Origin of the sequence: Actinoplanes sp. NPDC049548 (assembly GCF_040676695.1) — a bacterium.
Lineage (GTDB): Bacteria > Actinomycetota > Actinomycetes > Mycobacteriales > Micromonosporaceae > Actinoplanes.
On record NZ_JBFAPM010000009.1, the window covers coordinates 175,574 to 189,000 of the forward strand.

Sequence of the window (13,427 nt, forward strand, 5' to 3'; positions counted from 1 at the left end):
CCGTGCCGGACATGGGACGGGTATGAACAGCGCATCAGCAGATCCCGAGGCCGCCTTCCGCGAGCTGTATCAGGCGACCTACGACGATCTGCTCTGTTTCGTCGAGCGCCGGGTGCACCTCGCGGTCGCCGACGACGTCGTGGCCGAGGTCTTCGTCACCGCGTGGCGCCGCTTCGCCGACGTGCCCGCCCGGCACGACGACGCGCGAGCGTGGCTGTTCACGGTCGCCCACAACATGCTGCGCAACCGGCACCGCAGCGACAACCGGCAGCAGAGCCTGGCGCTGCGGATCCTGCGGGAGCCGGCCACACCCTCCGCCGGGGAGGCTGACGGTGTCGCGGCCCGGGTCGATCTGATCCGGGCCTGGCAGCGGCTGTCTCCCGATGACCAGCAGGTTCTCACCCTCACCGTCTTCGAGGACCTCACCGGGCCGCAGGCCGCCCGGGTGCTGGGCATCTCCCGCGCCGCGTTCAGCCTGCGGCTGCTGCGCGCCCGCCGGCGGCTGCGCCACCACCTGCAGCCCCACCCGCGGAACCCCGCTGTCCCCACCGCCCACCCCACCCCGGCCACCGAGATCGGAACCAGCAGATGAACATCGATGAAGTGCTCCGGGCCGCCGCCGAACCGGTGCCCGCACGCGTGGCGCAGCCGCCGGCGCAGGCCCTGCTCGACCGCATCGTCGCCGCGCCACCGCAGCACGCCCCCGCCGACACCGCCGCACGGCGGGCGGCCCGGCCGGCCACCCGGATTCTCACGCGGCCCCGTGCCGTGTTCGCCGCTCTGGCCGCTGCCGCTGCCGCCGTCGCCGCGCTCACCGTGCCGCACCTGGGAGACCGCGCCGCGTACGCGTCGTGGACCCCGCAGCCGAGCCCGCTCGCCGCGGCCGACCTCGACGGGCTCGCCGACCGCTGCGTCGCGCAGGTCAACACCGAATACGGGTACCCCGAGGCCGACCCCGCCGGCCGCGTCGTGCACGGCGAGAAGCGTGGCGACTACGCGTCCGTCAGCGTGGTGACCCCCGCGTGGACCGCCCTGTGTTTCCGCGACCACGACGGCGCGATGCGCGACGCCAGCTTCATGGCGGACCCGGTCACCGCCGCGGCGCTGGGCGCCACCGGCGTGGAGATGCAGAGCTGGCCGCAGCTGCGCACCCAGGAGGGCGATTGCCGGCTGATCGCCGGGCACGTCGGCTCCCAGGTCGTCGGCGTCGACATCACCGTGCGCGCCGCCGCCGGCGACCACAGCCGCACGGTGCACGCCACCGTGGAAGACGGCTACTTCCTGGCCTGGTATCCGGAACCGGCCGGGGACACCGACACCACAACGCTGACATTGCGCCTGGCCGGCGGCGGCACGGTCGCGGACCTGTCCGCCCGCGATCTGTACGAGGCCCCCCGGACCAACTGAGGCCGGCGACGCTCCCGTGCCCGGGAGGCCGGTTGCGGTAGTCGATCACCACAGCGACACCTTCGGTTAGTGTTCGTACCATCGGGCGCAACAGTCTCAGGAGAGGCCGGGCGGGGACGAAGGTCGAGGTGTGGGGGTGAGCGACGGCGTGGCGGCGGAGCGCGGGCGCCTGGCGCAGGCGGACTCCGGGGAGCAGCCGTGGCGAGCCTGGGGGCCCTACCTGGCCGAACGGGCGTGGGGCACCGTGCGGGAGGACTACAGCGAGCACGGCACCGCGTGGGACTACTTTCCGCACGATCATGCGCGGTCGCGGGCGTACCGGTGGAACGACGACGGGATGGCGGGGGTCTGCGACGACCGGCAGACGTTCTGTTTCGCGCTGGCGCTGTGGAACGGCGAGGATCCGATTCTCAAGGAGCGGATGTTCGGCCTCGGCGGTGACGGCGGCAACCACGGCGAGGACGTCAAGGAGTACTGGTGGTATCAGGACTCCACGCCCACGCATTCGTGGATGAGCTGGCGCTACCACTACCCTCAGGGCGCTTTCCCGTACGACCAGCTGGTCGCGGTCAACGGCCGGCGCTCGCGGGAGGAGCCCGAGTACGAGCTGGTCGACACCGGGGTCTTCGACGACGACCGGTTCTGGGCGGTGACCGTCGACTACGCCAAGGCCTCGCCGAGGGACCTGTGTGTCGTCATCACCGTCGCCAACCGCGGGCCCGATGAGGCGACCCTGCACGTGCTGCCCACGTTGTGGTTCCGCAACACCTGGTCGTGGGGGTTGCCCAACCGCGTCGTGCCGGTCCTGACCGGGGAGCCCGGGCGGATCACGGGGGAGCACCGCAGCCTCGGGCATCTGACGCTGGCCGGGGAGGGCGAACCGCCGGCGCTGATGTGCGACAACGAGACCAACTCGCAGCGGCTCTGGGGGCTGCCGGGGACCAGCATGTTCCCCAAGGACGGCATCAACGACTTCCTGGTGGCCGGCGCGCCCACCGTCAACCCGGCGGGGACCGGCACGAAGGGTTCCCTGCACTACCAGGTCACTCTCGGGCCGGGGGAGAGCCGGCAGATCCGGCTGCGGCTGACCGAGACCGACGGGCCCGTCGACCCCGACCTGGGGGAGGGCTTCGCGTCGGTGGTCGAGGCGCGCCGGGCCGAGGCGGATGCGTTCTTCGCCGACCTCATTCCCGCGGCGGCGTCCGCTGAGGAAGCGGCCGTCGCACGGCAGGGCATCGCCGGGCTGATGTGGGGCAAGCAGTTCTACCACTTCGACGTCAAGCAGTGGCTGCACGGCGATCCCGGGTCGGCGCCTCCGCCGCCGGGGCGGCGTTACGGGCGGAACAACGCCTGGTGGCACATGAACAGCTTCGACGTCATCTCCATGCCGGACCCTTGGGAGTATCCCTGGTACGCGGCGTGGGACCTGGCGTTCCACTGCGTCTCCATCGCCCGCGTCGATCCGGGGTTCGCCAAGGCCCAGCTGCTGCTGTTGCTCCGCGAGTGGTACATGCACCCCAACGGCCAGATTCCCGCGTACGAGTGGGCGTTCGGTGACGTGAACCCGCCGGTGCACGCGTGGGCGGCGCTGCGGGTCTTCGAGATCGACGGCGGGCGGGACCACGACTTCCTCGCGCGGGTCGTGCACAAGCTGCTGCTGAACTTCACGTGGTGGGTCAACCGCAAGGACGTCGGCGGCTACAACGTCTTCGAGGGCGGCTTCCTCGGCCTGGACAACGTCGGCCCGTTCGACCGCTCGGCGGCGTTGCCGGTGGCCGGTGTCCTCGAGCAGTCGGACGGCACCGGCTGGATGGCCATGTACGCGCTCAACCTGCTCGACATGTCGATCCGCCTCGCCCTGCACGACCGCACGTACGAGGACATGGCGACGAAGTTCTTCGAGCATTTCGCGTACATCGCGGAGGCGGCGTACCGGCAGGGGCTCTGGGACGACGAGGACTGCTTCTTCTACGACGTGCTGCGCCTGCCGGACGGCCACAAGATGCCGCTCAAGGCCCGCTCGATCGTCGGGCTGCTGCCGCTCGCGGCCACCACCCGGCTGACCGCCGCCACGATGAATCGCCTGCCGGACCTGGGCGCCCGGCTGCGCTGGCTGCTGGCCAACCAGCCCGACTACGCCGACGTGATCAGCGCCCGCCGGCTCTCGCCGGACGGCCGGCAGCAGCGCCTGCTGTCGATGGTGGGGCAGGACCAGCTGGTGCGTATTCTGGCCCGGATGCTCGATCCGGAGGAGTTCCTCTCCCCGTACGGGCTCAGAACGCTCTCGCGGGCGCACCTGGAGAAACCCTTCACGGTGTCGCTGGGCGGCTCCGACTTCACGGTCGGCTACGAGCCGGCGGAGAGCACGAGCGGGCTCTTCGGCGGCAACTCGAACTGGCGTGGCCCGGTCTGGATGCCGGTCAACTACCTGCTCATCGAGGCCCTGCGCGAGTTCGCGGCCTTCTTCGGCGACGACATGCTGGTCGAGTACCCGACCGGCGCGCAGACGAAGGTGCCGCTGAGCGCGGTGGCCGACGACCTGTCCCGCCGCCTGATCTCGCTGTTCGTCCCGGACTCGTGGGGCCGCCGCCCGATCTACGGCGCCAGCGAGCTCTTCCAGAACCACCCGGACTGGAAGGACCTCGTCGTGTTCCCGGAGTACTTCCACGGCGACAACGGCGCGGGCCTCGGCGCATGGCACCAGACGGGATGGACCGCGCTGGTGGTCGACCTGATCCTGGACCTGCACCGCCGCCCCGAGGAATGACCGCTGCCCTTCGAGGCTGGACCAGCCCTCGAAAGGCCGGTCACTCGGGCATTTCTCCCCGGAGAACAGTGCTTGGCATCGATGCCCCGCGTTAGCGTCCCTCGCCATGGCACACGGAACCCTGGCAGCCAAGGTCTGGCGGTCGCACGTGGTCCGAACGATTCCCGGCGGCGAGGACCTTCTCTACATCGACATGCACCTGCTGCACGAGGTCACCACCCCCCAGGCGTTCGACGGCCTGCGCGCCGCCGGCCGCACGGTACGGCGGCCCGAGCTCACCGTCGGCACCGAGGACCACAGCACCCCGACGCTGGCCGTCGACTGGTTCGACCCCGACCCGGCGCGCCGCCTGCAGCGTCGTCTGATGCGCGACAACTGCGCCGAGTTCGGCATCCCGTTCTACCGGCTCGGTCACCCGGGTCAGGGCATCTACACCGTCATCGCGCCGGAGCTGGGCTTGGTGCAGCCCGGAATGACGATCGTCTGCGCCGACTCGCACACCACGACGCTGGGCGCTTTCGGCACCCTCGCCTTCGGCATCGGCACCAGCCAGGTGGAGCACGTCCTGGCCACACAGACGCTGGTCAAGCGCCGCCCGCGGGACCTGGTGGTCACGGTGGACGGCACGCTGCCGCCCGGCGTCACGGCCAAGGACCTCGCCCTGGCACTGATCGCGCGCGAGGGCACGACCGGCGGCCAGGGGCACATCGTCGAGTACCGCGGTTCGGCCGTACGCGCCCTGTCCATGGAGGGCCGCATGACCCTCTGCAACATGTCCGTGGAGTTCGGTTCGCCGGCGGGCCTGGTGGCCCCGGACGAGGTGACGTTCGCCTATCTGGGACACGAACCGGCGGCGGAGCTCGATCACTGGCGGGACCTGCGCAGCGATGACGACGCCGTGTACGACAAGGAAGTCGTCGTGGACGCGGGCGCGCTGAGCCCGTACGTGTCCTGGGGGACCAATCCCGGCCAGAGCGTCCCGCTCGACGGCGAGGTGCCGGCGCCGGACGACTTCCCCGATCCGGCCCGGCGCCGCGCGGCCGAACGGGCGCTGCGGTACATGGGTCTGAAGCCCGGCACCCGGATGCGCGACCTCGAGGTGGATGTGGTGTTCGTCGGCTCGTGCACCAACGGGCGCATCGAGGATCTGCGCGCGGCGGCCCAGGTGCTGACCGGGCGCCGCGTCAGCCACGGCGTACGGATGGTGGTCGTGCCCGGGTCGATGCAGGTGCGCTCGCGGGCCGTCGAGGAGGGCCTGGATCGGATCTTCGAAGCTGCGGGCGCCGAGTTCCGCGCGGCGGCGGGCTGCTCCATGTGTGTCTCGTTGGGGGCGGACCGGCTCGACCCCGGCACCCGGTCCGCCTCGACCAGTAACCGGAACTTCGAGGGACGACAGGGGCCGGCCTCGCGGACCCACCTGGTCTCCCCGGCCGTGGCCGCCGCAAGCGCCGTGACCGGGCGCCTGACAGCTCCCGGGGACCTGTGAGGCATCCGATGCGGCAGTTCACTGTGCACACCGGCGTCGCGGCACCGCTGCGCCGCAGCGACGTCGACACCGACCAGATCATCCCGGCCCGGTTCTGCAGCGGTCACAGCCGCGAGGGCTACCGGGACGCCTTGTTCGCCGACTGGCGCGCCGACCCGCATTTCATCCTCAACCGTGAGCCGTGGACGCGTGCCACGATCCTGGTCGCGGGCGAGAACTTCGGCTGTGGCTCCTCCCGCGAGCACGCGGTCTGGGCTTTGCAGAGCTTCGGATTCCGGGCCGTGATCGCTCCGCGTTTCGGCGACATCTTCCGGGCCAACTCGCTGCTGGCCGGACTGCTCACCCTGACGCTGCCCGCGGACGTCGTCGAGGAGCTGTGCCGGCTCCTCGACGACCGGCCCACCCACCCGGTGAGCGTCGACCTGCAGGATCGTGAGGTGCGAACCGGCGATCGGCAATGGTCGTTCGACCTGGACGACGCCGTCCGGGAACGGCTGCTCGCCGGCGTGGACCAGATCGGCGTCACGCTGCGGTACGCCGACGACATCGCCGGCTACGAGCGCCGCCGCCGGGCATTGCTGCCCCGATCCGACCACGCCAGGATCACCCCGTGAGGCGCCGGACGGCGCGACAGTAATATCGCGCAGAAAATGGTTCCCGGTAGTTTCGTTAGCCTTTCGCCCTGTCCGTCCGTCACTACGATTACCGATGATCATCTATATCGGACGGTGAATTCGAGGGTGAGTATCGTGCAGACGCCGGACAGGATTCGGGAATCCGCCCGCCAGGGCCGGATCGTGCTGTGGGAGGAGTCGGCGCGCGACGGGGCGCAGGGCAAAACCCTGTTGAGCGCGGACTTCCGGGTACGGCTGGCACGGCAGCAGGGCGCGATGTTCGGCACCGAGGGCCCGGGCAGCGTGGTGTTCTCCGCCGGCTTCCCCGCGGTGTGCAAGGAGGAGTTCGAGGCCACCCGCCGCGTCGCGATGGAGGCGGCCGGATCGGTCAGCGCCGCCGCCGTCTGCCGCGCCACCCTCGAGGACGTCCGGCAGGCCTGCCGCGCTGTGCAGGGTGCTCCCGATGCCCGGGTCATGATCGTCGTGCCCGCGTCCGACGAGATCGCCGACGCGATGGTGCACCGACCGGCCGCCCAGGCGCTGGAGGAGGCGGTCAGCCTGGTGCACGCGGTCCGCGACAGCGGCAGCGGCCTCCATGTGGACGTCGGCTTCGCGGACGCTCCCCGCGGCGATGTGGCGCAGATGGCGGACGCCGCCAGCCGGCTGACCGCCGAGGGCGCCGGCACGATCATCGTCGCCGACACCACCGGCGACCTGCTGCATCCGCAGGCCGCGGAGCTGTTCGGCCGGCTGCAAGCCACCGTGAGCGACGACGTGGTCCTCGCCACCCACCTGCACAACGATCTGGGCTCGGGGCTGGCGAACACGCTCGAGGCCGTGCGGGCCGGTGTACGGGTGGTCTCCTCATCCTGGCTCGGCGTGGCCGAGCGGGCCGGCATGGTCGCCACCGAGCAGCTCTTGTTCGTGCTCACCCACCGTTCGCACAGTCTGCTGGGAACGCCGGCCGAGCTCTGGGGCACGGCCCCCGACCTGACCCGCCTTCCGGAGATCACCCGTACGTTCTCCGCGGAGACCGGCCTCCCGCTGACCGTGACCATGCCGATCGTGGGCACCGGCGTCGGCACGATCTCGACCGGGACGCCGTTCGTCCGGCCGGCAACCTTCCAGCCTTTCGAACCCTCGCTGGTCGGCGTCGAACCCAAGGTGCTGCTGACCCACCTGGCCAGCGGCCGGGTGGTGCGGACGGTCGCCGCGCAGCTCGGATATGAACTCGACCGGGCGGAGACGGCAGCCGTCCTGCGGTGGGTGAAGTCGGAGGCTTTCCGGCGCAACGAAGCCGTCATCCCGGACGACGATCTGGCGCTGTTCCTGAGAGGCATGCGAGCCGGTTCGGAAGCGGTGCCGGCAGCAGCATGATCACCGCACCGGCGCTGGCCGCGGCCGCCGAAGCCCTCCGCGGCGGCCGCGCCGTCGTCCTGCCCAGCCCGGCTCCCCTGACCAGCGCCGTCGCGGCCGTCTCCGCGGCCACGGTGAACGAGGCGAAGGGGCGTCCCGCGCACCAGCCGGTGGCTACCTGGACACCCACCGACGCCTTGTGGGCCCGGCTGGCGCCGAGCATCGCACTCGACGCGGCCGCGGTCGACCGCGCCCGGGTCCTGCTGGTGAGCGAGTTGGTGACCCTGCTCGTACCCGTCCGGCACGTGCCGCCCTGGATGGCACCGGCGGTGTGCGACGGCTACGCGATGCTGTTCGGCGGGTGCTGGGAGCCGTTGCTGCCGATGTTCGACGGCATCGACACCCTGCACGTCAGCAGCGCCAACCGCACCGGAGAAGCACCGGCCGCCTCGGCCGCCGAAGCGCGACGCATGTTCCCCGACGCCGTCCACGTCCTCGACGGCGACGACGGCCACCCTGCTCAGGGACGGGCCGCCACCACCACCCTGCGCTTGGCCGCCGACGGCACGCTCGCCCACACGCGGCGGGGCGTCCAGGACCGGGCGTACGGCGGTCCGGAGCAGTACCTCACGCACCTGCGTGCGACCTACGGCTTCCACTCCTGAGTCCGATATTCCTTACGACAGGGCCGGGCGGGCATACCCTCGCTGCAGCTCCTTGAAGAAGCCGAGAAGATCGAGCAGCGGCCGCTGAGCGTGGCCGCGCCCGGGAACGGCGGGTCCCTCTGAAGGTCAGGCCCGCCGTCTGCCGGCCGTAGACTCGCGGCATGGCGGAAGCACGCGATCGGTTCGCCACCGCCCGGGTCGCACGGCTCGCCACCGTCAGCCCCGACGGCGCGCCGCACCTGGTCCCGATCGTGTTCGCGCTGGTCGGCGACGTCATCCACACGGCCGTCGACGCGAAGCCGAAGCGGCACCGGCAGCTGCAGCGGCTCACGAACATCGCGCACGAGCCACGGGTGAGCGTCCTGGCCGACCACTACGACGAGGACTGGTCGGCGCTGTGGTGGGTCCGCGCGGACGGCGTGGCGACGGTCACCGACGTCTGCGAGCCCGCCCTCATCGACCGCTATCCCCAGTACGCCCGCACGCCGCCGCCGGGCCCGTACCTGCGGATCGCCGTGCATTCGTGGAAGTCCTGGCCGAGCACCTAGTACTCCTGAGTACGGCGACTCAGGAGGGGAGCACCCGGTCACCGCGAGGATCATCCGGTGACCGCGTACCCATGCCCGTTCTGCCGTACCGAAGCCTCTTCCGCCACCGGCTGCCCGGGGTGTGGTCGCGGCCCGGACGCCGACGCTGCCGAGGTCGTGCGCCTGGACGCGGAGATCCCGGTGCTGACCGCCCGGCTGGCCGTCGCCCGGGAGGCCGTGTCGGCCGCCGACAGCGCCCTGCGCCGCGCCTGGACCAGCCGGGAGGCCGCTGCGGCCCGGGTGCGGGCCGCCGTCGCCGCCGCCGCCAAGGCCGCGCCCCGGCCGGCGCACGCGCCCGCGATGACCGCGCCGGTGACCACGGCGACCGCCGAGGCCTCGACGCGGCTCCTGCAGAACACCCTGTTCACGCTCGGGGGCCTGCTGCTGGCCGTGGCCGCGATCGTGTTCACCGCCGTGGCCTGGTCGCAGTTCGGGGTGCGGGGCCGGGCCGGGCTGCTCGCGGTGCTCACCGTCGCGGCCTTGACCGCGCCGCTGGCTGCGCTGCGCCGGCGGCTCACCGCGACCGCCGAGACCTTCGCCGCGGTCGGGTTGCTGCTGGTGCTGCTCGACGGGTACGCGGCCTGGTACGTCAATCTCTTCGGCATCGCGAACTACTCGGCGTTCGGCTACGCGGGGGCGGTGTGCGCCGTGACCGCCGCGGTCGCCGCCGGATACGAGCACGTCACCGGGCTGGTGGGTCCGCGCTTCGCCGCCCTTGTCGTGGCCCAGCCGGTGCTGCCGCTGCTGGTGGCGCCGCTGCACCCGGACGCGGCGGGGTGGGCGTTCACGATGAGCGCCGTCGCCCTCGTCGACCTCGCGGTGATTCACCTGCGGCGGTCCTCGCTGGGGCCGGTCGGGCTCGCCGCGTACGCGCTCGGCAGTGTCGCCGTCTGCGTCTCCGGTGTCTTCGCGCTGGCCGGTCTGGCCGTCGCCGGCTCCACGATGCAGGCCGGTCTGGCGGCGTCGGCGCTCGTCGGCGCGGCGCTGGTGGTCCTGGCCGGGGCGTTCGGGTCGGGGGTCCGGGCCGCGCAGGATCCCGCCGGCGCGCTGGTCGTCGTCGCGCTCGCGATCGGGGGCGCCCGCTTCGCGGCGGTCGCCGGCGGCGGCCGCCTGGCTCCGGTGCTGGCCGCCGGGGTGCTGGCGACGGTGGCGGTGGGGGTCCGCCTGCTTCCCGCCCGGGTACGCCGGGGTCCGCGGATCGGGGCGCTGCTCGCCCTGGCGCCGGGGGTGCTCGTGGCCGCGCTCGAGACCGCCGAGGCGACGGTGTCGGGTGTCGCCGACTGGCGGCTGCCCGCCGCCATCGTCCTGCTCACCGTGGGCCTGGTCGCGTTGCTGCCGTACGCGGCGGCCGGGCTGGGCGGGGCCACGGTGCTGGCGCTCGCGGCCCCCGCCGGGCTGGGCCTGGCGTGGTGGACCGCGCCGGCGCTGGACCTGGTCGTGGTGGTCGCCGCGCTGGTCGTGGCCGCGCGCGGTGGCCGCTGGGCGGCAGGGGTCGCGGCGCTGCTGGCGGTGCATGCGGTCGTCGTGGCGTTCGCGGAGCCCGGGGTGGCCGCGGCGACCCTGGCGGCGGCGGCCGGCATCGCGTTGGTGACGGCGTGGCGAGGGCCGCGGTGGATCGGGGGTGCGGCCCTCGCCACCGGCCTCGCCGCGCTGCCCGCGGGTGCCTGGCAGACCGCGGCGGCGCTGCACTGGTCGCCGGTGGTGCAGAGCCGGGTGGTGCTCGCGGCCGCGGCGGCGCTGGTGGCGGTGCTGCACCTGATCCGGCGCGACCGGCGGTGGGCCACCGCCGCGATGCTGGTGGTCGTGCTGTCCACGCCGCTCGGTGCACTCGCCTCGGGGGACTCGCCGGCGATCTACGCGGCCGTCGCGCTGCTGCTGACCGCGGCGGCGGTGCCGGTCCTCGACCGGGAAACCGGGTGGTGGACGGCGGCCTCGTCCGGGCTGCTGGGCGCGGCCTGCCTGGCCGGGGTCGCGGGCGGCCTGCTGACCGTCTTCGCCGGCCCGTGGGTGCACGCCGGCAGCCGGTGGAGCGGGCCGGTGGTGTGGGCCGACGTCGCCGCCACGGCGACGGCCGCGGTCGCCGCCGCGGTCGGCGCACGGTTGCTGCGTGGGTGGATCACGGCGCTGTGGGTCGCGCTGCCCGTCGCGGCGGTCGCGGTGACCATGGGTACGGCGGCACTGCGGCTGCCCTGGCCCGGCGTTCCGGCGGTGGCGCTGACCACGGGGCTCGCCGGCCTCGTCGCGGCGGCGCTGTACGGAACGGGTCGCCGCTGGATGACCGCGGTGCCCGTGGGGGCCGGCCTGGTCGGCGCCGGACTCGCCGGGGCGCTCGCCACCGACGCGGTCACGCTGGCGGCCTTCGGCGCGACGGTGGTCGCCGGTGTGGTGGCGGGGATCGGCGGACGGGCTGCCGACGCTCGCATCGCCGGGTGGCTCGCCGCGGCCGGGTCGGCGTTCGTGACGGCGTACACGGCGGGACGGGCGGTCGCGCTGCCCGTCGAGGGTGCGGCCTTCGTCGTCCTGGCGGCGGCCGCGGTGGTCCTGGCCGGTGGGGTGCTGCTGCGGCGTCCCGCCGAGAGCCGGGTGCTGCAGGCCGCCGCGCACGGCGGGGCGCTGGTGGCACTGCTGCTCACCGCCGGTTCCGTCCGGTACGCGGCCGCCGTCTGCACCCTGTGGGGCATCGTGCTGGGTATGCGGGCCCTGGTCCGGGGCGCGGGCGGCCGGCGGGCGCACGTGGTCGCGGCTGCGGCGGCGGAGGTCGGGGGATGGTGGCTGCTGCTCGCCGCCGAGGAGGTGGCGGTCGTGGAGGCGTACACGATCCCGGCGGCCGGTGTGGCGCTGCTCGCCGGCGGGCTGACCCGCAGGTCGGTGCCGGGTGTCTCGAGCTGGGCCGCCTACGGCCCGGCGCTGGCCGCGGCGCTGCTGCCGACGCTGGCCTCGGTGCTGACCGGCGAGGGCGAGCCGCTGCGCCGGCTGCTGCTCGGGCTGGCGGCGCTCGCGGTCCTGCTGGCCGGGACGCACGCGCGGCTGCAGGCCCCGGTGGTGGCGGGCGGCACCGTCCTGGCGCTGGTGGCGCTGCACGAGGCCGTCCTGGTGTGGGACCTGCTGCCGCGGTGGATCCCGCTGGCCGCCGCGGGCCTGCTGCTGGTCGGGCTCGCGACGACCCTGGAACGGCGCCGCCGCGACGTCGCCCGGGTCAGGGCAGCCCTGACCCGGATGACGTAGTTGCCGCTACAGCGGCAGCCAGAGGGCCAGAGTGGTGTCCGGCTCCCAGCCGGGCAGCGAGGTGTGGGCCTGCCGGCACTGGTACCGCTTGCCCTTGTAGGTGACGACCTGGCCGACCGAGTACGCCGTGTCCGGCGCCCAGGCGTCCGCGGCCGGACTGGTCGGCGGGGTGGTCGTCGGCTCCGAGGTGGGCGGGGTCGAGCCCGGTGTGGTGGGGGTCGTGGTCGGCGGGGTCGTCGACGGCCCTCCCGAGGTGAAGCCCTGCATCAGCTTGCTGTACTGGTAGAGCGACTGGCTGACACCGGAGCAGTCCCGGTCACCCGGAGCCTGGTTCGGGCAGCTGCCGTTGTCGCGCTGCAGTGCCCAGAACGACAGTGCACCGAGGCCCTTGGACTTGGCCCAGTTGGTCACCGTGGTCGCGTCGGCCAGGGTGAACGTCTCGTAGTTGAGCTGTCCCGGGTGGTCGTTGCCCCAGTCGTCGACGCCGTTCATCTCGATGACGCCGACCATGCCCCAGTACTGGGCGTCGGTCTTGCCCGGCCAGAGGGTCTTGAGCTGGTTGAACAGACCGGTCGCGGCGGTCTGGGTGGACGCCGCCATGTCGTGCTGGACGTTGTCGTAGTAGTCGAACGTCATGATATTGACGATGTCGATGCGCGCGTTGTTCTGCTTCGCGTTCTGGAGGACGTGCAGCGCGTCGCTCGCGAGGCCGGTCGGCGTGGTCGGCAGGGTGTAGGTGAACTGCACGACCCGGCCGGTGGCGGCGGCCCAGTCCTCGACCTTCTTGATCGCCTTGTTGCGGCGGTCGATGCCGTCCAGGCGGGCGAGCGACCCGACCTCGACGTCCAGGTCGATCCGGGTCACGTCGTACGTGGTGATGACCTTCTTGAAGTCGGCGGCGATGCTGTCCACATCGGTGCAGGAGTCGGCCAGCTCGGTGCCGGTGTCGTCGGCCGTGAAGCCGCCGTACGACGGGATGACGTCGCCGCCGCGGGCCCGGAGGGCGCTGATCTCGGCGCCGTGGTTGGCGGAGCTGACGGCGCCCGTTCCGCCCCACAGCGACGTACAGGATCCGACGTTCGCGGTCTGCAGGAAGGCCAGGGTGAGGAAGTTGTTGCCGGACGCCTGGGACAGCGTGTTGATGTTGTTTCCGGTCCACTCCTCGAAGTACGGGGCGAACACGTGGGCGGGGATGCGGGAGGCCGTGGCGGCCTCGGCGTTCGGGGCAAGGGCGAAGAAGCCGCCGGCTCCGGCCGTCATGGCGGCCGCGGCGGCGAGGGTGGCAAGGCGAGATCGACGCATGGGGGATCGCCTCCAGGG

Annotated in this window: 10 protein-coding genes; 9 read left to right on the forward strand and 1 reads right to left on the reverse strand. The window is 72.9% G+C overall.

Features of this window, described 5'->3' with window-relative positions; genetic code table 11:
* The first annotated feature begins 22 nt into the window (after nucleotides 1-22).
* The 9 genes from AB0J80_RS19830 (at nucleotide 23) to AB0J80_RS19870 (ending at nucleotide 12,107) form a co-directional block, all read left to right on the forward strand.
* A complete protein-coding gene (locus AB0J80_RS19830) occupies nucleotides 23-592 on the forward strand; it encodes a sigma-70 family RNA polymerase sigma factor (protein ID WP_364706704.1) in 570 nt (189 codons plus the stop codon).
* On the forward strand, nucleotides 589-1,407 hold the full coding sequence (locus AB0J80_RS19835; protein ID WP_364706707.1) for a hypothetical protein: 819 nt from the start codon (nucleotides 589-591) through the stop codon (nucleotides 1,405-1,407). The genes AB0J80_RS19830 and AB0J80_RS19835 overlap by 4 nt, the downstream gene beginning before the upstream one ends.
* 136 nt (nucleotides 1,408-1,543) lie before the next feature.
* Nucleotides 1,544-4,174, forward strand: a complete 2,631-nt coding sequence (locus AB0J80_RS19840; protein WP_364706709.1) for a glucosidase — start codon at nucleotides 1,544-1,546, stop codon at nucleotides 4,172-4,174.
* Between the two features lie 106 nt (nucleotides 4,175-4,280).
* A complete protein-coding gene (gene leuC / locus AB0J80_RS19845) occupies nucleotides 4,281-5,660 on the forward strand; it encodes a 3-isopropylmalate dehydratase large subunit (RefSeq protein WP_364706712.1) in 1,380 nt (459 codons plus the stop codon).
* 8 nt (nucleotides 5,661-5,668) lie between these two features.
* Nucleotides 5,669-6,274 (forward strand): 3-isopropylmalate dehydratase small subunit, encoded by a 606-nt coding sequence (gene leuD / locus AB0J80_RS19850; protein ID WP_364706715.1) that lies wholly within the window; start codon nucleotides 5,669-5,671, stop codon nucleotides 6,272-6,274.
* Nucleotides 6,275-6,409: 135 nt separating this feature from the next.
* Nucleotides 6,410-7,651 (forward strand): hypothetical protein, encoded by a 1,242-nt coding sequence (locus AB0J80_RS19855; RefSeq protein WP_364706717.1) that lies wholly within the window; start codon nucleotides 6,410-6,412, stop codon nucleotides 7,649-7,651.
* Nucleotides 7,648-8,295 carry a hypothetical protein gene (locus AB0J80_RS19860; protein ID WP_364706720.1) on the forward strand — a complete coding sequence of 216 codons (648 nt, stop codon included), beginning with the start codon at nucleotides 7,648-7,650 and terminating at the stop codon, nucleotides 8,293-8,295. The genes AB0J80_RS19855 and AB0J80_RS19860 overlap by 4 nt, the downstream gene beginning before the upstream one ends.
* Before the next feature lie 161 nt (nucleotides 8,296-8,456).
* A complete protein-coding gene (locus tag AB0J80_RS19865) occupies nucleotides 8,457-8,843 on the forward strand; it encodes a TIGR03668 family PPOX class F420-dependent oxidoreductase (RefSeq protein WP_364706721.1) in 387 nt (128 codons plus the stop codon).
* A 57-nt stretch (nucleotides 8,844-8,900) separates the two neighbouring features.
* On the forward strand, nucleotides 8,901-12,107 hold the full coding sequence (locus tag AB0J80_RS19870; protein WP_364706723.1) for a hypothetical protein: 3,207 nt from the start codon (nucleotides 8,901-8,903) through the stop codon (nucleotides 12,105-12,107).
* 6 nt (nucleotides 12,108-12,113) lie between these two features.
* On the opposite strand, the gene AB0J80_RS19875 is transcribed toward AB0J80_RS19870, so the two are convergent.
* Nucleotides 12,114-13,409, reverse strand: a complete 1,296-nt coding sequence (locus AB0J80_RS19875; protein ID WP_364706725.1) for a carbohydrate-binding protein — start codon at nucleotides 13,407-13,409, stop codon at nucleotides 12,114-12,116.
* Nucleotides 13,410-13,427: the final 18 nt, after the last annotated feature.